This window comes from Comamonas odontotermitis (assembly GCF_020080045.1).
Taxonomy (GTDB): Bacteria; Pseudomonadota; Gammaproteobacteria; order Burkholderiales; family Burkholderiaceae_C; genus Comamonas; species Comamonas odontotermitis.
Genome location: NZ_CP083451.1, coordinates 4,225,702 through 4,242,363, shown reverse-complemented (window position 1 = coordinate 4,242,363; position 16,662 = coordinate 4,225,702). Strand labels below are relative to the sequence as shown.

The window sequence follows — 16,662 nt, the reverse complement described above, 5'->3', positions numbered from 1 at the left end:
ATGCACACGCTCCTGCGCCACGGCACCGTATCCTTGCAGAGGGCGGGCTGTCGTCCTGCAAGCCTGTTGCACAGGCTGTGGGCGGTATTGGCGGCGGGGTTGCTGCTTGCAGGCTGTGCCTATCCCACCCAGTTCAAGCCGGGCGACAGCGTGCAGGCGGTGCAGGCCAAGCTGGGTGCGCCGTATTCGGTGGTCAAAACCGATGATGGAGGTGAGCGCTGGCTCTACTCCACCCAGCCCATGGGACGCGAGGCCTTCCAACTGCGCTTTGGGGCCGATGGCCAGTTGAAGTCCACGACACAGGTGTTGACGGCCGAGAAATTTGGCGCCATCCGCAATGGCCAGTACACCGAGCAGCAACTGCTGCAGGACTTCGGGCCACCAATGGAAGTCACCCAGGTTTACAGTTTCAAGGGCCGCGTCTTTACCTACCGCTTCTGGGACAATAACATCAAGCGGTTTGCGCATGTGCATATCGATCCGCAGGGCGTCGTGCAAAAGCTGATGTTCATGGACGAGCCCACGCCCGAGCCGCGCCAGCGTGATTAACAGGCGGCTTGCAGCCATTGTGCAAGCCTGCCGATGACAGGGGCCTTGCGCCACCACCAAACGACATGAAAGTAGTATTTGCCGGCACGCCGGAATTCGCCCGTGTGGCGCTCACGCAGTTGCTGGCAGCCGGGTTTGATGTGCCTCTGGTGCTGACCCAGCCTGACCGCCCGGCAGGCCGTGGCATGAAATTGCAGGCATCGCCCGTCAAGCAGTGCGCACTGGACCACCACATTCCCGTCAGCCAGCCGCACAGCCTGCGCCTGGATGGCAAATACCCCGATGAGGCAGCAGCCGCCCGCGATGCCCTGCTGGCGGCGCAGCCCGATGTGATGGTGGTGGCCGCCTACGGACTGATCCTGCCGCAGTGGGTGCTGGATCTGCCTGCCAAGGGCTGCCTCAATATCCATGCCAGCCTTCTGCCGCGCTGGCGCGGGGCGGCTCCCATCCACCGCGCCATCGAGGCGGGCGACGCTGAGACCGGCGTCACCATCATGCAGATGGATATTGGCCTCGATACCGGAGACATGTGCCTGATCGAGCGCCTGAAGATTACCGATACCGACACCACCGCCAGCCTGCACGACAAGCTGGCCGATCTGGGCGGGCGCATGATCGTGGAAGCGCTGGAGATGAGCGCCTGTGGCGGCTTGGCTCGCACACCGCAACCTGCGCAAGGCATCACCTACGCGCACAAGATCGAGAAGGCAGAGAGCACCATCCACTGGGACGATAGCGCCGAGCAGATCGACCGCCGCATCCGTGCGTTCAACCCGTTCCCGGCTGCTTCCACCCGCATCGGCGACGAAGTTGTCAAGCTGTGGTCTGCAGAAATTGATAGCAAAGAGCGCAATCCACAAGCGCAACCCGGGCAGATTCTGTCTGTATCTGATGAAGGCGTGGTCGTGGCCTGTGGCAACGGAGCCTTGCGCATCACCGAGTTGCAGCGTCCCGGCGGCAAGCGCTTGAAGGCCGCAGACTTTTTGCGTGGCCATGCACTGCAGGCAGGCCAGATCCTGGGCGACGATCCATCTGCACCGGCGGCTGCATGACCCTGCAGCAGCTGCGCCGCGCAACCGAACACCCGAGCTTTCGTGCCGGGGTGATCGATATGTCCGGCACCGCAGTCGGCATTGCCGCCTGGGCGCTGGTGACAGGCGTGGCCATGGTCAAGGCCGGCATTTCGGCGCCGATGGCCATTTTCATGTCGCTGGTCGTCTATGCCGGCAGTGCCCAGCTGGCCGTGTTGCCGCTGCTGGCGGCCGGTGCGCCGCTGTGGGTGGTGTGGTTCACGGCGGCATGCGTCAACCTGCGCTTCGTCATCCTCTCGAGCATGTGGCGCACCTATTTTGCGCACCTGCCCCTATGGCACCGGCTGTGCATCGGCTATTTCAGCGGTGATGTGATTTTTGTGGCCTTCATGCGCCGCTATACCGCGCCTGTGCCCAAGCCCCAGCAGGTGTACTACTTCTGGGGGGCGTCGTCGGTCAACTTTGTCGCCTGGCAAGGCTTCTCGATTGCCGGCATCCTGCTGGCCAATGTGGTGCCGCTTGAGTGGGGCCTGGGCTTTGCTGGCGTGCTGGCGCTGTTGGGCGTACTGTATTCCATGCTGATTGATCGCGCGACCAAGGTTTCTGCTGTGATTGCCGCCACTGCAGCCATTGCGGCCTACGGTATTCCGCTCAAGCTCAATATCCTGGTGGCAATTGCCTGCGCCGTGACGATTGGCCTCCTGGTGGAAGCGGTGGATCAGCGCGGGCGCAAACCCAAAATCGTTGTCGTGGCCAAAAGCAAGCCACTGCCGTCGCCCGGCCCGGAGCAGCCCGACGATGGAACCAGTGCCGTGCCCGTACACGAGGAGCATGTGCGATGAGCGCCGAAGACTGGGAGCTGCTCTACCAACTGACGGCCATCGTCGGCCTCACGGTGATCACCGTCATTACCCGTGCGTTCTTCATGATCCCGAAAAACGAGCTGCCGCTGCCCGACTGGCTCAAGCGCGGCCTCAAATACGCACCGCTTGCGGCGCTCACCGCCGTCATCGCGCCAGAGGTGCTGATGACCCAGGGTCACCTCATCACCACGGTGCTGGATGCGCGCATTCCAGCGCTCGTCTGCGCCACCCTCTATTACTTCAAGAAGCGCGGCATTCTGGGCACCATCGTGGTCGGTATGGCGGTGTACCTGCCTCTGCACATTGGTCTGGGCTGGTGATCTGCTATTGATTTTGATGTGAATGCGCTTTCCAGTCGGGCGCTGGCGGCCGATTTCCTCTTGATCTTTATCACTGGCGAGGCGCCGACCTCTCCTGGCATCTGCATCTGCCCGGATGGCGCCTCTACAATGGCGGCAATTCCGGCAGCGGCCATGCTGTCCATCGGTTTTTTGACTCTGTGACGACCATTCCATGAACATCCTCCGTTTCTCCGATCTGTGTGCCCAGGGCAAGGTGCAAGGCAAGCGTGTATTCATCCGCTCCGACCTGAATGTGCCGTTGAACGATGCCGGCGACATCACCGAAGACACACGCGTGCGTGCGTCGGTTCCCGCCATCGAGATGGCCTTGAAAGCCGGCGCTGCCGTGATGGTGACCAGCCACCTGGGCCGTCCGACCGAAGGCGAATTCAAACCCGAAGACTCGCTCGCTCCCGTGGCCAGGCGCATGGCCGAACTCCTGGGCCGTGATGTGCCGCTGGTTGCCAACTGGGTCGACGGCGTTGAGGTGCAGCCCGGCCAGGTCGTGCTGCTGGAAAACTGCCGCGTCAACAAGGGCGAGAAAAAGAATGTTCCCGAGCTGGCGCAGAAGATGGCCAAGCTCTGCGATATCTATGTGAATGATGCCTTTGGCACCGCCCACCGCGCCGAAGGCACCACCTACGGTATTGCCGAGTACGCACCGGTTGCCTGTGCAGGCCCGCTGCTGTCTGCCGAGATCGATGCCATCAGCAAGGCGCTGGCCAACCCCAAACGCCCGTTGGCGGCCATTGTTGCGGGCTCCAAGGTATCGACCAAGCTGACCATTCTGCAATCGCTGTCCAACAATGTGGACCAACTCATCGTGGGTGGCGGTATCGCCAACACCTTCATGCTGGCCGCTGGCCTGAAGATCGGCAAGTCGCTGGCCGAAGCTGATCTGGTGGGTGAAGCCAAGGCGGTAATCGATGTCATGGCAGCGCGCGGCGCCAATGTGCCCATCCCGACCGATGTAGTGGTGGCCAAGACCTTTGCCGCCGATGCGCCAGCCACGGTCAAGAAGGCGACCGATGTGGCCGACGACGACATGATCCTGGACATTGGCCCCGAGACGGCGGCCGGGTTGGCTGAGCAGCTCAAGCAGGCGGGCACCATCGTCTGGAACGGCCCGGTCGGCGTATTCGAGTTCGACCAGTTTGCCGGCGGCACCAAAACCATTGCAGCGGCCATTGCCGAGTCGCCTGCTTTCAGCATTGCCGGTGGCGGCGACACGTTGGCCGCAATTGCCAAATACGGCATTGAAGACAAGATCGGCTACATCTCGACCGGCGGCGGTGCTTTCCTTGAAGTGCTGGAGGGCAAGACACTGCCAGCGTTCGAGATCCTGGAAAAGCGCGCCAACGGCTGAAGGCGACCCGCGTGGTGGCTCACGGCGCGCCCTGGCCGGAGCGCTTGCAAGGAGTAAACACTAAAGTGTGAGCAAAAACAACAAAATGCTTCGTTGTGCTCGCACTTTGGATCGTTTTCCTTGTCTTTGCGCCATCACATCTACAACAATGGAACCAAGCATGGACGGGCATCGGCTCGCCCACATTCCAATTCCGAGGAGGGAAAACATGGCATTGAAAAAGACCATTGGAGCTGCAGCGCTGGCTGGCGCTGTGCTCGCATTGACGGGCTGCGCGGTAGAAGCTCCCGTTCCATACGGCGCAAACTATGCGCAACCAACCCAGATGAAGGTGCGTGCTGCGGGCCACTGGGACCTGATGGCCAGCGACGTGGTGGCAGAAACCATGGCGACTCTGGAGCGCAATGGCCTCAATGCCAAGACGCCGCTGTATGTGGCCCTGCCGCAGAACGCCAGCGCGTTTGATGCGGTGTTCCACGATCTGGTGGTGACCAAGCTGGTGCAGCATGGCGCCTCGGTCTACAACACCCCTGGCCAGCAGCTTGAGCTGAACTACGATGCCAAGATCGTGCACCACAATCTGCAGCATGTCGGCGGCTACAGCCCCGAAGCGCCGGATGGCTACAACCGCAATGGTTACTACGGCTTTGGTGCCACCATTGGCGACGCCGATTACCAGCCCGTCACCGCCGCTGGCGCACCAGCTTACTCGGAAGTGCTGCTGACCTCGACCGTGCTGCGCCAAGGCCAGTACGTGGCGCGCAAGTCCAATGTGTACTATGTGGACAACGCCTCCGTCGGCCAGTTCGCCAAGACCGAAGCCTATCGTGCCGTGAACATGAAGGTGGTGAACAAATGATGATGCGACTGACTTCCATTGCAGCTCTCGCATCTGCCGCCGTATTGGCAGGCTGCACCAGCTGGGGCGTTCCCGCCCAGCCGGTGAGCACGGTTCGCACCGAGCCTACCTACCAGGCTGCAGATGCCAACAATTTCCTGGCCAGCAGCCAGGATGCCATCAACAAGCTGACGGCCACCGTGGTGCCTCAAGCCGTGGGCACGGGCCCTGTGCTGGTGGCCACCGTGGTGAACGTGAACAACACCAGTGCGTCGGCCCCATTGGGTCGCACGCTGTCCGAGATCTACGCCAACCAGATGGCTGCACGCGGCTTCCACGTCAAGGAAGTCAAGCTGCGCACCGATCTGTATGTGCGTGAAGGCACCGGCGAGCTGATGCTGTCGCGCGAAATGCGTGACATTGCCCGCAGCCAGAACGCCTCGATGGTGGTGGTGGGCACCTACTCGCCTGCGGCCAACTTCACCTACGTCAGCCTCAAGCTCGTGCGCACCGAAGACAGCCGCATCCTCGCGGGCTACGACTACGCACTGCCCAATGACCGCGACGTGACCCGTCTGGTGAACGCACCACGTTAAGCCAAGCATGGGCTAGCGCCCATCTGGTGAGCGCAACGCACTATCGTTTTGATAGTGCGTTTTTTATTGCAGATGATGGGTGCAGAGAACGTGGCTTTGGCGCCGGGACAGCGCTGAGGAACAGCCCGGCGTCATCAGTGATCGCCTACCAACACGCTGGGCTAGGCTCGGGTGCTGGCTTTGCTTGGCCACAGCACCGAGGCAATGGCCACCACCATCAGGGCCACAGCCGTCCAGTCCTGCCAGTGCAGAACTTCCTCCAGCCACCACGCGCCGCTGAAGACCCCCAGTACCGGGATCATCATCACGCTCAATGTGGAGGCCAATGGTGGCAGGGTGCGCACCAGAAAGAACCAGGCCACCTGCGCAAAGCCGATCACCAGGATGGCATTGAAAAGAATGGCGCCCCAGGCCATTGCATCGGGGGCATGCCACTGCGGGCGTTCCAGCACCGTGGTCAGCACGCACAGGCAGAGGGTGGTTTCCACAGTCATCCAGAAAGCCAGCGTCAGTGTCGGTGCCGGGATCGTGGTGCGCCGCAGCAACTGCGTGCCCAGCGCCCAGCTGCCGGCAGCCACCAGCATCAGCGCCACACCCGTGGGTTTGCCTCCCAGCTTGTCCATCTCGTTCCACAGAAGCAGCAACACGCCACCTGCTGCGGCTGCGACGCCAGCCCAGGCGCGCGCTGGCAGGCGATCACTGAAGAACAGAGCGCCAATGGCTGCTGAAAAAATGGGCATGGTATAGCCCAGAATGGCGGCCCGCCCGCTGGGCAGCAAGGGGATGGCAATGATGATCAAGGTGTGCCACAGCACCATGTTGAAAAGGCCGAGCACCAATAGGCGCACCCAGTAGCGGCGCTCCACCTTGAAGGGCGTCTTCAGCACCACCAGCAAGGCCGCCAGCAGGGGCAGACCAATGAGCATGGAGCTGGCGCGGAAAGCCAGCGGAGGGAAATGCTGCACGCCCAGCTTCATCACCGGCCAGTTCAGGCCCCAGACCAGGGTCAACAGCGTCAATGTAATCAGTTGTTTTCGCGACAGGGTAGGCATGGGCAGCGATGGTAACTGCAATCCCCGCATGGCACAGTCAGCTGCGCAAAACCCATCAAGGGCGGCCTTTTACAATACGGGTCATGCCATTCATCGACCAGCTGCGCGCCGCAGCCACCCAAAACAACTCCATGCTGTGCGTGGGCCTGGATCCTGAACCCAGCCGCTTTCCCGGGGCCATGAAGGGCGATGCGTCCAGAATCTATGATTTCTGTGCCGCCATCGTGGATGCCACCCACGGCCTGGTCAACAGCTTCAAACCGCAGATTGCGTACTTTGCGGCCCATCGCGCCGAGGACCAGCTGGAAAAGCTGATGGCGCACATGCGTGCGGTTGCACCGCATGTGCCGGTGATTCTTGACGCCAAGCGCGGCGACATCGGATCGACCGCCGAGCAATACGCCAAGGAAGCCTTTGAGCGCTATGGCGCCGATGCGGTGACCTTATCGCCTTTCATGGGTTTTGACTCCATCACACCCTATCTGAAGTACGAAGGCAAGGGCGCCTTCCTGTTGTGCCGCACCTCCAACCCGGGGGGGGATGACCTGCAGGCCCAGGTGCTGGCTGATGTGCCCGGCAATCCCCGGATGTTCGAGCATGTAGCCCAACTGGCCCAGGGCCCGTGGAACACCAATGGCCAGCTCGGCCTGGTGGTGGGCGCCACGCGCCCGCAGGAAATCGAGCGCGTGCGTGCGCTTGCGCCGTCGCTGCCCTTGCTGATTCCTGGCGTGGGCGCGCAGGGCGGCGATGCCGTGGCCACGGTCAAGGCAGCGCGCATCGGGGGGGGGCCCATCGTCATCAATTCCTCGCGTGCGGTTCTGTACGCATCTCAGGGCGACGACTTCGCGCAGGCGGCGCGTCTGGCTGCGCAGCAAACGCGGGACATGCTGAACGCAGTGGACTGAGGGGCACTGTCCAGCGCCTGTCGGCTCTCTGTCGTGCGGATGGCGGCCTGCTGGCGTGGTGCAGCACACGGAAACTTGGCACATTGCAGTGGCGATGTTTCAGGAGAAATGACATGCTGGTTCAAAAACTGCGTTTGCAACGAGGGTGGTCCCAACAACAACTGGCCGAACTGAGTGGCCTGAGCGTGCGAACCATTCAACGTATCGAGCAAGGCAGTGGTGCCACGGTCGAAACCTGGAAATCGCTGGCGTCCGTCTTTGAGGTGGACTTTCAGCAATTACGAGGAGTTCCGGCCATGCATGCATCCGAACAGACAACGGGCAGCCCAGACGCGGACAACGCTTTACCGCCAGCCCCCGCGCCAATGACCACTGCAAGCGACCAGCAGCGCGCGCAGGAAGAATGGCTGGCGATGCGCCATGTGCGTAAACTGGGCCGCTTTTACCGGCAACTGATGCTATATGTCGTTGTCATCGCCGTACTGGCCCTGGTCAACGCATTCACACAGCGCCATTACTGGTGGGTGGTGTGGCCCGCATTCGGCTGGGGCCTGGCGTTGCTGTTGCAAGCCAACAGGCTGTTCCAGTGGGTGCCGTTTCTCGGCTCGGATTGGGAACGCCGCCAGGTGGAAAAGCGATTGAACCGGCCGCTATAGTGTGTGGCGTGTGATCAATCTTTTGGATTGGTCTGCTTCTCCTTTGTGGGCACAATGGGGCATGGCTGGTGCGGCACTTTCCGGTGTCTGCGCCGCACAAGGATGAAACCATGCATAACTTTTTGAAGCGCCGGCACATGATGCCGGTTTTCTGCGCTGTGGCGCTCGGCACGCTGGCGATCCCGGCGCTGGCAGCAGACAACTATCCCAGCAAACCCATCACCATCGTGGTGGGCTACCCGCCTGGCGGCAGTACCGATCTGGTGGGGCGTCTTGTGGCGACCGAGCTGTCCGAGCGATTGAAACAACCGGTCGTGATCGAGAACCTGGGCGGGGCTGGTGGCGCAATTGGGGCGCAGAAGGTGGCCAAGGCCACGGCAGATGGCTACACCCTGCTGGTGTCGGCCAATAACGAGATGGCGATTGCGCCGTTCATCAACAAAGCCGTCAAATACGATGTGTTCAAGGATTTTGCGCCGATTGGCCTGGTGGCCACCCAGCCCATGGTCCTGGTGGCATCCCATTCCACTGGCGTCAAGAACGCGAATGATTTCATTCAGCTGGTGGCTGCAAATCCGGGCAAGTACAGCTATGGCAGCTCGGGCGTCGGCACCGCCTTGCATCTGGCGGGCGAAATGGTCAAGCAAAGCGGTGGCCTGGACATGATCCATGTGCCCTACAAGGGAGTGGCGCCGCTGACGAATGATCTGGTGGGCAACAACCTCGAATTCGGCGTATTCGTGCTCTCATCGGGCCTGCCGCACATCAAGGCGGGCAAGGTGGTGGCGCTGGGCACCACCGAGGCGAAGCGCTCCAGCGTAACGCCGGATATCCCCGCCCTGGCCGAGAATCCGCAGTTCAAGCATGTGGATATCAACAGCTGGTTTGCGCTGATGGGACCCGCCAAGCTGCCTGCAGCGGTGGCTGCCAAACTCAAGACTGCACTGAACGACACCTTGCAGTCGCCTGCCTTCCGCGCCAAGATGGAGGCAACCGGCAACGTGCTGGCATCGCCCAAGGTCGATATGACAGTCTTCCTGAAGACGGAAGTCGCCAAATACAAGAAGATTGTCGACGCCGCCAACATTGAAGAGTGACGGAAAGGTGTGGGGCTGATAACGCACCATTTCGCTATAAAATAAATAGCAAATTGCGCTTTTATGATCCAGCGCAGGAGGCTGTTTTATAGACGCTCCCTGCGCGCAGCCTCCACCAGCTGTCCACCCCAGATCACTACCACCAGTGCCAGCACTACCAGCACGGCGCCAGCCCACTGCCAGGGTGTCACCTTTTCATCCAGCATCAGCATGCCGGTGGACAGGCCAATCACCGGTACACACAGGCTGAAGGGCGCCACGCGATTGGCGGAGTAGCGCTGGATCAGCTGTGTCCACAGCCCGTAGCCGATGGTGGTTGCAATCCAGCCCAGGTAGGCAATGGACGCCCACGCCAGCAGCGGAATCTGCTGCCAGGTCTGCAACTGTGTCCATCTGCCAATATCGCCGTCGTCCAGCCAGGCCGAGAGCGCGATGAACGGAATGATGGGCATCAGGCTGCCCCAGGTGATGAAGGCGATCGGGTCGTAGCTGGCGTTTTCCTTTTGCGCGAGGCGCACCACCACGTTCGAGCAGGACCACGAGGTGGCCGCACACAGCACCAGCAGCAGGCCTGCCAGCGTGGTGCCGCCCGTGCCGTTGCTGCGCAGCTCATTGACTAGCAGGCAGCCCAGGCCCAGTGCGGCAATGCACATGCCCGCCACCAAAGGGCGTGCGGGCTTGCCGCGCAACAGCACCCAGGTCCATACGGCTGTCAGAAACACCTGGGTCTGCAGAATCACGCTGGCCAGCGACGCCGTCATGCCGACTTTGAGGGCCGTGAACAGAAAGCCGAACTGCCCTACGCCCTGCAGCAGGCCAAACAGCACCACCCAGCGCCAGTGCACCTTGGGCGGCTTGATGAACAGCACCAGCGGAAACGCCGCGCAGATATAGCGCATGGCGCCCAGCTCAAAGGGCGTGAGGCTGCGCAGACCCCATTTCATCACCACGAAATTCACCCCCCAGATCACAACGACGGCCATGGCGAGCATCAAATCCCGGGGGCTGAACGGGGGCGACGACGAAGAAGAGGAAGACATGGCGGCAGAGCTGTTGTTGTGCTGTTTTGGCCCAGTGTAGAGATGGGGGCGGCACCTTGCTGGCACTGCGGTATTGCTACCCAAAGTGGCGTCCCAATCCTCAGCATGCTCCCGCTGTCGACTGGGGTAACCGGCCCTGCCGGGCCTGCTGATCTCCAGCCTTTACGGCGTCTGCAGGCGCTGTGGCGACAGCGCATCGGGCTGCACACCTTGCTGCTGCAGCACGGGGGCAAGTGGCTCGTTCAGTGCCAGATTGCGTGCCAACAGCGAATAGCCATACGCACTCTGGATACCGTAGCCGCCCTGTGCGGCCACCCACAGGAACTGTGGCGCCTGGGTGTCCCAGCCGATCACCATTTCTCCGTCTGCCACAAAGCTGCGCAAGCCCGCCCAGGTGTGCCTGGGGCGGCGTATGTCGAACTGCGTGGCCTGCATGATGCGGTCAATGCCAATGGCAATGTCCAGCGCTTCGGGCTGCACATCGTGCGGCGTAGTCGCATCCGCATTCGCGGGAGAGCCGAGCAACTGGCCTGCATCGGGTTTGAAGTACCACTGCTCATCGATATCGATCACCGCCGGCCAGGCATGGCCGTCCATGCCATCGGGCATGGCAAAGGTGAATGCGCTGCGCCGCTTGGGTGTGAGGCCAATGGGTGCGGCGCCTGCCAGACGGCCCATCTCATCGGCCCAGGCGCCGGCGGCGTTGACGATGTGGCGCGCCTGTGCGCTGCGGCCATCGGCCAGTTGTACGGTCCAGCGCTGTGCCTGGGCATTCCATTGCAGTGCCTGCACGTCGGCATCGGTCCACAGCTGGCCGCCGCGCTGGCGCAGACCGCGCAAGAAGCCTTGGTGCAGGCCATGAACATCGAGGTCGCGGGCGCCATCGTCGGTAAAGCCGGCCACCAGTACTTCGGTGTTCAGCGCAGGCAGCAGGGCCTTGAGGGCCGTGGTATCCAGCCAGCGGGCGTGGGGGGAATGCAGCTGTGCGTTCTGAAACTCCTTGCGCAGCTGCGGCAGTTGGTCGTTGCTCGCCACATACAGTACGCCGCGCGGGCTCACCAAGGGCTGCTCGGCAAAATCTGCTGGCGGCTGCTCGTAAAACATGCGGCTGGCGCGTGTCAGCGCCTGCACCTGGGCGGGGCCGTAATGCTCTTCAAACAGCGCGGCAGAACGGCCCGTGGTGTGGTAGCCGGGCTGCGATTCACGCTCCAGCACCAGCACGGATGCGCGCTCTGCCAATTGCCAGGCAGTGGAACTGCCAGCCATGCCGGCACCGATGACGATGAAATCCCAGATGGAATCGGATAGGGAATTGGATGCGGCAGAAGGGGAACTGAGGTGTTGGTCCATGATCACCATGGTACTGTCTGGCGTCGACCAAGAGGAGGCCCCATGGCACCGAATTTCCTGCCACTGTCGCCTATGCCACTGCGCTGGAGCGCGCTGCGCCCGCTGTCGGTCTTTGCTGGCGTGTGCATGGCTGCAGGCGTGGCGCTGGCGCAACCCGCATTGCCCAAGCCTGAGGTGCTGGCAAGTGGCCTGGCCAACCCATGGGCGCTTGCGCCCCTGCCCGACCAACGCTGGCTTGTGAGCGAGCGTGCGGGCAAGCTGTGGCTGCTGAACGCGCAGGGCGCAAAGCAGGCGGAGCTGAAAGGCGTGCCCGCCGTGGCATTCGGCGGGCAGGGCGGTTTGCTGGATGTGGTGGCCGACAGCCAGTTTGCCAGCAACCGCCGCATCTACTTTTGCTACAGCGAACCCGGGCAAGACAAGGAGACCAACAGCACGGCGCTCGCCAGCGCACGTATTGCTGCGGATGAGCGCCAGCTTGAAGAGGTCAAGCGGATCTTCAGCCAACGCCCCAAGGTCAAAAGCAGCGCGCATTTTGGTTGTCGCATTGCACAGGCGCGCGACGGCACGCTGGTCCTGAGCCTGGGCGATCGCTATTCCTACCGCAACGATGCGCAGAAACTGGACAACCACCACGGCAAACTGGTGCGCATTGCCGCAAATGGGAGCGTGCCCAGGGACAACCCCTTTGTCGGCAAGCCGGATGTGCTGCCTGAAATCTACAGCTACGGCCATCGCAACAGCCAGGGCCTGACGATGGGGCCTGATGGCCAGCTTTGGCAGCACGAGCATGGTCCCCAGGGCGGCGACGAGGTGAACCGCCCGCAGCCTGGCAAAAACTACGGCTGGCCCGTCATCACCTACGGCGAAGAATATGGCGGCGGCAAGATTGGTGAGGGCGCGCAGAAAGCTGGCATGGAGCAGCCCTTGCATTACTGGGTGCCCAGCATCGCGCCATCGGGCATGGCTTTTATCACCAGCGATCGTTACGGGCCGGGCTGGAAGGGCAGTTTGCTGGTGGGTGGGCTGAAATCACGCAGTCTCGCCAAGCTGCAGGTACAGGATGGACGCATCACCGGCGAGCAGCGCTTGTACGAGTCGCTGGGCGAGCGCATCCGCGATGTGCGCCAGGGAGTGGATGGCTTGGTCTATCTGCTGACGGATGGGCCCGACGGCAAGCTGATTCGCCTGGTGCCGTAAGAACTGCTCAAAGGCGGCTTACAGCTTGCGTTTGAAGCCCAGATGGCTGGGCTCGAAGCCAAGCTTCTGGTAGAAGCGGTGCGCATCGGTGCGGCTTTTGTCGGTGGTCAGTTGCACGACCGAGCAGCCCCGCTCACGGCACTGCGCCACCGCCCACTCCAACATCTGCTGGCCTGCGCCAATGCCGCGCAATGCAGCAGCGATGCGTACCGACTCGATCTGGCCGCGCCAGGACCCGGTGTGCGACAGGCCGGGCACAAAGGACAGCTGCAGTGTTCCCACGACCTGGCCCTGCAGCTCGGCCACCACGAGGCGCTGGCTCGAATCAGCGCAGATGGCTTCAAATGCCGCGATATAGCGCGAGTCTGGCGGGTTGGCCAGCACCTCACGTTCGCGGCCCAGGGCATCGTCCGCCAGCAAGGCAATGATGGCGGGCAGGTCGGCAATGTGTGCGGTGCGAAAAATCAGGCTCGCGGACATAGGCGCAGTGTGGCGTTCCTGGGTATTGGTCATCGGATGGCAGGCTGCGTCTGAAAGTGATGGGCTCAGGCCTGAAGGTAAGGCGCCAGATACCGCCCGGTATGGCTTGCCGGGTTGGCTGCCACTTCTTCGGGGGTGCCCTGTGCTACCACCTGGCCGCCGCCTGCACCGCCCTCTGGGCCCATGTCGATGACCCAGTCGGCGGTTTTTATCACGTCCAGGTTGTGCTCGATCACGACGATGGTGTTGCCCGCGTCGCGCAACTGGTGCAACACCTTCAGCAGCAGGTCGATATCGGCAAAATGCAGGCCGGTGGTGGGCTCGTCCAGAATGTAGAGCGTGCGGCCGGTGTCGCGCTTGGAGAGCTCCTGCGCGAGCTTGACACGCTGCGCCTCGCCACCCGACAGGGTGGTCGCGCTCTGACCCAGGCGAATGTACGACAGGCCCACATCCAACAAGGTCTGCAGCTTGCGCGCGATGGTCGGCACATCCTTGAAGAAGGTGTGCGCATCCTCCACCGTCATGTCCAGTATCTGCGCAATGTTCTGGCCCTTCCACTGCACCTGCAGGGTTTCGCGGTTGTAGCGCTGACCGTGGCACACATCGCAGGGCACGTACACGTCAGGCAGAAAATGCATCTCCACCTTCACCATGCCATCGCCCTGGCAGGCTTCGCAACGGCCACCGGCCACGTTGAAGGAAAAGCGTCCTGGGCCGTAGCCGCGTTCCTTGGCGGTGTTGGTCTCGGCCATCAGCTCGCGGATGGGCGTGAACAGACCAGTGTAGGTGGCCGGGTTGCTGCGCGGCGTGCGGCCAATGGGGGACTGGTCCACGTTGATGACCTTGTCGAAGTAGTCGAGCCCCTCGATCTCGTCATACGGCGCCACATCGCCCTGCGCGCGGTTGATCTTTTGCGCCGCCGCAGCGTACAAGGTGTCGTTGACGAGCGTGGATTTGCCCGAGCCCGAGACACCGGTCACACAGGTGAACAGGCCTACCGGAAAATCCACCGTGGCATGGTGCAGATTGTGGCCGCTGGCGCCCGCCACCCGCAGGGTCTGCACGGCGTGCGGATCGATGTTTTTGATGCCGGATGTATTGCTTGCGCTTGACTGGCGAGCGCTGACTGCTCCCTTTTTGGGAGTCTTCTTGGCGAGAGAGGCTTCCACGGTCGGAAAATGCGACTCCGCCTTGGCTCCCTCGGGCTTGCCCGCAGGTGCTCCCACTGTGCCCTCCAGCACCGGCAGCCAGGGGGTGCGGCGCGGGGGTACGGCAATGGTCTTTTTCCCGCTCAGGTACTGGCCAGTCAGCGACTGCGCATTGGCGCAGATGTCGGCATAGCTGCCCTGTGCCATCACCCGGCCACCGTGCACGCCGGCGCCTGGTCCCATGTCGATGATCTGGTCGGCCGCGCGCATCATGTCTTCGTCGTGTTCGACCACGATCACACTGTTGCCGATGTCGCGCAGGTGCATCAGGGTGGCGATCAGGCGGTCGTTGTCGCGCTGGTGCAGGCCGATGGAGGGCTCGTCGAGCACGTACATCACCCCCGTCAGGCCGCTGCCGATCTGCGAAGCCAGCCGGATGCGCTGCGCCTCGCCGCCCGAGAGCGTTTCGGCGCTGCGGTCCAGGCTGAGGTAGGTCAGGCCCACGTCGTTGAGGAACTGCAGGCGCGTGCGGATTTCGTGGATCACGCGCGCGGCGATATCGGCCTTGGCGCCGGAGAGGTGCAGATGGCTGAACCAGTCATAGGCTTCGGCCAGGGTGACATGGCTCACGTCCTGAATGGCACGGGCCTCGTCCCCTTCGCCCACGCGCACAAAGCGTGCCTCGCGGCGCAGGCGCGCGCCGTGGCAATCGGGGCAGGGCTGCACGCTCTGGTAGCGCGAGAGCTCATCGCGCACGATGCTGGAATCGGTTTCCCGATAGCGCCTTGCCATATTGGGCAGGATGCCTTCAAAGGGGTGTTTCTTGGTGATCAGCTTGCCTGCGTTTTCGCCGCTGGCCAGTTCGTACTTGAAGGCGATGTCTTCGCTGCCCGATCCGTACAGCACCACCTGCCGCACGTTGTCCGGCAGGCTCTCGAAAGGCTGCTCAATGTCGAACTTGTAGTGGCGGCCCAGGCTCTCCAGCATGGCAAAGTAATAGCCATTGCGGCGGTCCCAGCCCTTGATCGCGCCGCTGGCGAGACTCAGCGAGGGGAATGCCACGACGCGGTCAACGTCGAACACCTCATGCACGCCCAGGCCGTCGCAGGAAGGGCAGGCACCGTGGGGCGAGTTGAACGAGAACAGCCGCGGCTCCAGCTCCGCCAGCGCGTAGCTGCAGATCGGGCACGAGAACTTGCTGCTGAACAGATGTTCCTTGCCGGTGTCCATCTCCATGGCCAGCACACGGCCATTACCTTCGTTGCCGCCTACGCGCAGCGCCGCCTCAATGCTCTCGGCCAGGCGCTGCTGCACATCGGGGCGGATCTTGACGCGGTCGATCACCACGTCGATATCGTGTTTCTCGTTCTTTGCCAGAGGCGGCAGCGCTTCGTGCTCGTACATCTGTCCATCGACCCGAAAGCGCACATAGCCCAGCGCCTGCATCTGGGCGAACAGCTCGACGAACTCGCCCTTCTTGCCGCGCGCCACGGGGGCGAGGATCATCAGCTTGGTGTCCTGCGGCAGCGCCAGGATCGCATCCACCATCTGGCTCACGGTCTGCGCCGCGAGCGGCAGGTTGTGGTCCGGGCAGAACGGCGTGCCGGCGCGGGCATACAGCAGGCGCAGGTAGTCGTGGATTTCGGTCACCGTGCCCACGGTGGAGCGCGGGTTGTGGCTGGTTGCCTTCTGCTCGATGGAGATGGCTGGCGACAGGCCTTCGATGAGGTCGACATCGGGTTTGTCGAGCCGACCCAGGAACTGGCGCGCATAGGCCGACAGGCTCTCGACATAGCGGCGCTGCCCCTCGGCATACAGGGTGTCAAACGCCAGACTCGATTTGCCCGAGCCCGACAGCCCGGTGATCACCACCAGCTGGTGGCGCGGGATGTCGAGATCGATGTTCTTGAGGTTGTGGGTGCGTGCGCCACGGATGGAGATGCGGCTGTGCGCCAGGCGCGCACCCAGGTAGCGGCCATCGTCCTGCGCCGGGGGTTCACCCAGTTCGGCGTGCAGATCGAGGGCGGCATTGGGAATGGTCGGAGTGCGTGGTGGCATGGGTGGCGCGAAGAACCAAAACTCCCCATGATAGCCAGCCAGCGGGTTTTGTGTGTGACCGACGCACTTTGGCGCCAAGGTTGTACAGGGCAAAT

The 16,662-nt window shown here is 62.6% G+C and carries 17 protein-coding genes; 12 read left to right on the top strand and 5 right to left on the bottom strand.

Features of this window, described 5'->3' with window-relative positions; genetic code table 11:
• From LAD35_RS19460 to LAD35_RS19425, 8 genes are all read left to right on the top strand, one after another.
• The gene (locus LAD35_RS19460; protein WP_224150576.1) at window positions 1-549 is read left to right on the top strand and encodes a hypothetical protein; all 549 of its coding nucleotides are present in this window, start codon (window positions 1-3) and stop codon (window positions 547-549) included.
• Between the two features lie 65 nt (window positions 550-614).
• The gene (gene fmt / locus LAD35_RS19455) at window positions 615-1,601 is read left to right on the top strand and encodes a methionyl-tRNA formyltransferase (protein WP_224150575.1); all 987 of its coding nucleotides are present in this window, start codon (window positions 615-617) and stop codon (window positions 1,599-1,601) included.
• Window positions 1,598-2,422 (top strand): AzlC family ABC transporter permease, encoded by an 825-nt coding sequence (locus tag LAD35_RS19450; RefSeq protein ID WP_184704354.1) that lies wholly within the window; start codon window positions 1,598-1,600, stop codon window positions 2,420-2,422. The genes fmt and LAD35_RS19450 overlap by 4 nt, the downstream gene beginning before the upstream one ends.
• Window positions 2,419-2,763 carry an AzlD domain-containing protein gene (locus LAD35_RS19445; RefSeq protein ID WP_224150574.1) on the top strand — a complete coding sequence of 115 codons (345 nt, stop codon included), beginning with the start codon at window positions 2,419-2,421 and terminating at the stop codon, window positions 2,761-2,763. Before LAD35_RS19450 ends, LAD35_RS19445 begins: the two co-directional genes overlap by 4 nt.
• A gap of 18 nt (window positions 2,764-2,781) precedes the next feature.
• The gene (locus LAD35_RS19440; RefSeq protein WP_224150573.1) at window positions 2,782-2,946 is read left to right on the top strand and encodes a hypothetical protein; all 165 of its coding nucleotides are present in this window, start codon (window positions 2,782-2,784) and stop codon (window positions 2,944-2,946) included.
• Window positions 2,947-2,956: 10 nt separating this feature from the next.
• A complete protein-coding gene (locus LAD35_RS19435) occupies window positions 2,957-4,150 on the top strand; it encodes a phosphoglycerate kinase (RefSeq protein WP_224150572.1) in 1,194 nt (397 codons plus the stop codon).
• Between the two features lie 208 nt (window positions 4,151-4,358).
• Complete coding sequence (locus LAD35_RS19430; RefSeq protein WP_224150571.1) at window positions 4,359-5,009, top strand: hypothetical protein; 651 nt, start codon at window positions 4,359-4,361, stop codon at window positions 5,007-5,009.
• The gene (locus LAD35_RS19425; RefSeq protein WP_224150570.1) at window positions 5,006-5,584 is read left to right on the top strand and encodes a FlgO family outer membrane protein; all 579 of its coding nucleotides are present in this window, start codon (window positions 5,006-5,008) and stop codon (window positions 5,582-5,584) included. The genes LAD35_RS19430 and LAD35_RS19425 overlap by 4 nt, the downstream gene beginning before the upstream one ends.
• Window positions 5,585-5,745: 161 nt before the next feature.
• Here the strand turns inward: LAD35_RS19425 and LAD35_RS19420 are convergent, their stop codons facing one another.
• Complete coding sequence (locus LAD35_RS19420; protein ID WP_224150569.1) at window positions 5,746-6,636, bottom strand: DMT family transporter; 891 nt, start codon at window positions 6,634-6,636, stop codon at window positions 5,746-5,748.
• 83 nt (window positions 6,637-6,719) lie between these two features.
• Between LAD35_RS19420 and pyrF the strand changes: the two genes are divergently transcribed.
• From pyrF to LAD35_RS19405, 3 genes are all read left to right on the top strand, one after another.
• A complete protein-coding gene (pyrF, locus tag LAD35_RS19415) occupies window positions 6,720-7,541 on the top strand; it encodes an orotidine-5'-phosphate decarboxylase (protein WP_224150568.1) in 822 nt (273 codons plus the stop codon).
• A gap of 113 nt (window positions 7,542-7,654) precedes the next feature.
• On the top strand, window positions 7,655-8,197 hold the full coding sequence (locus LAD35_RS19410; protein WP_224150567.1) for a helix-turn-helix domain-containing protein: 543 nt from the start codon (window positions 7,655-7,657) through the stop codon (window positions 8,195-8,197).
• Window positions 8,198-8,307: 110 nt separating this feature from the next.
• Complete coding sequence (locus LAD35_RS19405; protein ID WP_377779247.1) at window positions 8,308-9,294, top strand: Bug family tripartite tricarboxylate transporter substrate binding protein; 987 nt, start codon at window positions 8,308-8,310, stop codon at window positions 9,292-9,294.
• A gap of 86 nt (window positions 9,295-9,380) precedes the next feature.
• On the opposite strand, the gene LAD35_RS19400 is transcribed toward LAD35_RS19405, so the two are convergent.
• Together LAD35_RS19400 and LAD35_RS19395 are read right to left on the bottom strand one after the other, a co-directional pair.
• Complete coding sequence (locus tag LAD35_RS19400; RefSeq protein WP_224150566.1) at window positions 9,381-10,334, bottom strand: EamA family transporter; 954 nt, start codon at window positions 10,332-10,334, stop codon at window positions 9,381-9,383.
• A gap of 162 nt (window positions 10,335-10,496) precedes the next feature.
• Window positions 10,497-11,684 (bottom strand): NAD(P)/FAD-dependent oxidoreductase, encoded by a 1,188-nt coding sequence (locus tag LAD35_RS19395; RefSeq protein ID WP_224150565.1) that lies wholly within the window; start codon window positions 11,682-11,684, stop codon window positions 10,497-10,499.
• A 72-nt stretch (window positions 11,685-11,756) separates the two neighbouring features.
• On the opposite strand from LAD35_RS19395, the gene LAD35_RS19390 reads away from it, so the two are divergent.
• The gene (locus LAD35_RS19390) at window positions 11,757-12,881 is read left to right on the top strand and encodes a PQQ-dependent sugar dehydrogenase (protein ID WP_396022793.1); all 1,125 of its coding nucleotides are present in this window, start codon (window positions 11,757-11,759) and stop codon (window positions 12,879-12,881) included.
• 18 nt (window positions 12,882-12,899) lie between these two features.
• Here LAD35_RS19390 and LAD35_RS19385 read toward each other — a convergent pair whose 3' ends face one another.
• Together LAD35_RS19385 and uvrA are read right to left on the bottom strand one after the other, a co-directional pair.
• Complete coding sequence (locus LAD35_RS19385; protein WP_224150564.1) at window positions 12,900-13,361, bottom strand: GNAT family N-acetyltransferase; 462 nt, start codon at window positions 13,359-13,361, stop codon at window positions 12,900-12,902.
• 65 nt (window positions 13,362-13,426) lie between these two features.
• Window positions 13,427-16,567: an excinuclease ABC subunit UvrA gene (gene uvrA, locus LAD35_RS19380; RefSeq protein ID WP_224150563.1), complete on the bottom strand. Its 3,141-nt coding sequence runs from the start codon at window positions 16,565-16,567 to the stop codon at window positions 13,427-13,429.
• Window positions 16,568-16,662 lie beyond the last annotated feature (95 nt).

What these genes read in the sequence shown, in the direction of transcription:
- LAD35_RS19410 (WP_224150567.1), top strand. Translation starts at nt 7,655, where the DNA reads ATGCTGGTTCAAAAACTGCGTTTGCAACGAGGGTGGTCCCAACAACAA.
- fmt (WP_224150575.1), top strand. Translation starts at nt 615, where the DNA reads ATGAAAGTAGTATTTGCCGGCACGCCGGAATTCGCCCGTGTGGCGCTC.
- LAD35_RS19430 (WP_224150571.1), top strand. Translation starts at nt 4,359, where the DNA reads ATGGCATTGAAAAAGACCATTGGAGCTGCAGCGCTGGCTGGCGCTGTG.
- LAD35_RS19450 (WP_184704354.1), top strand. Translation starts at nt 1,598, where the DNA reads ATGACCCTGCAGCAGCTGCGCCGCGCAACCGAACACCCGAGCTTTCGT.
- LAD35_RS19420 (WP_224150569.1), bottom strand. Translation starts at nt 6,636, where the DNA reads ATGCCTACCCTGTCGCGAAAACAACTGATTACATTGACGCTGTTGACC.
- uvrA (WP_224150563.1), bottom strand. Translation starts at nt 16,567, where the DNA reads ATGCCACCACGCACTCCGACCATTCCCAATGCCGCCCTCGATCTGCAC.
- LAD35_RS19395 (WP_224150565.1), bottom strand. Translation starts at nt 11,684, where the DNA reads ATGGACCAACACCTCAGTTCCCCTTCTGCCGCATCCAATTCCCTATCC.
- LAD35_RS19390 (WP_396022793.1), top strand. Translation starts at nt 11,757, where the DNA reads ATGCCACTGCGCTGGAGCGCGCTGCGCCCGCTGTCGGTCTTTGCTGGC.
- LAD35_RS19425 (WP_224150570.1), top strand. Translation starts at nt 5,006, where the DNA reads ATGATGATGCGACTGACTTCCATTGCAGCTCTCGCATCTGCCGCCGTA.
- LAD35_RS19400 (WP_224150566.1), bottom strand. Translation starts at nt 10,334, where the DNA reads ATGTCTTCCTCTTCTTCGTCGTCGCCCCCGTTCAGCCCCCGGGATTTG.
- LAD35_RS19385 (WP_224150564.1), bottom strand. Translation starts at nt 13,361, where the DNA reads ATGTCCGCGAGCCTGATTTTTCGCACCGCACACATTGCCGACCTGCCC.
- LAD35_RS19460 (WP_224150576.1), top strand. Translation starts at nt 1, where the DNA reads ATGCACACGCTCCTGCGCCACGGCACCGTATCCTTGCAGAGGGCGGGC.
- LAD35_RS19445 (WP_224150574.1), top strand. Translation starts at nt 2,419, where the DNA reads ATGAGCGCCGAAGACTGGGAGCTGCTCTACCAACTGACGGCCATCGTC.
- pyrF (WP_224150568.1), top strand. Translation starts at nt 6,720, where the DNA reads ATGCCATTCATCGACCAGCTGCGCGCCGCAGCCACCCAAAACAACTCC.
- LAD35_RS19405 (WP_377779247.1), top strand. Translation starts at nt 8,308, where the DNA reads ATGCATAACTTTTTGAAGCGCCGGCACATGATGCCGGTTTTCTGCGCT.
- LAD35_RS19435 (WP_224150572.1), top strand. Translation starts at nt 2,957, where the DNA reads ATGAACATCCTCCGTTTCTCCGATCTGTGTGCCCAGGGCAAGGTGCAA.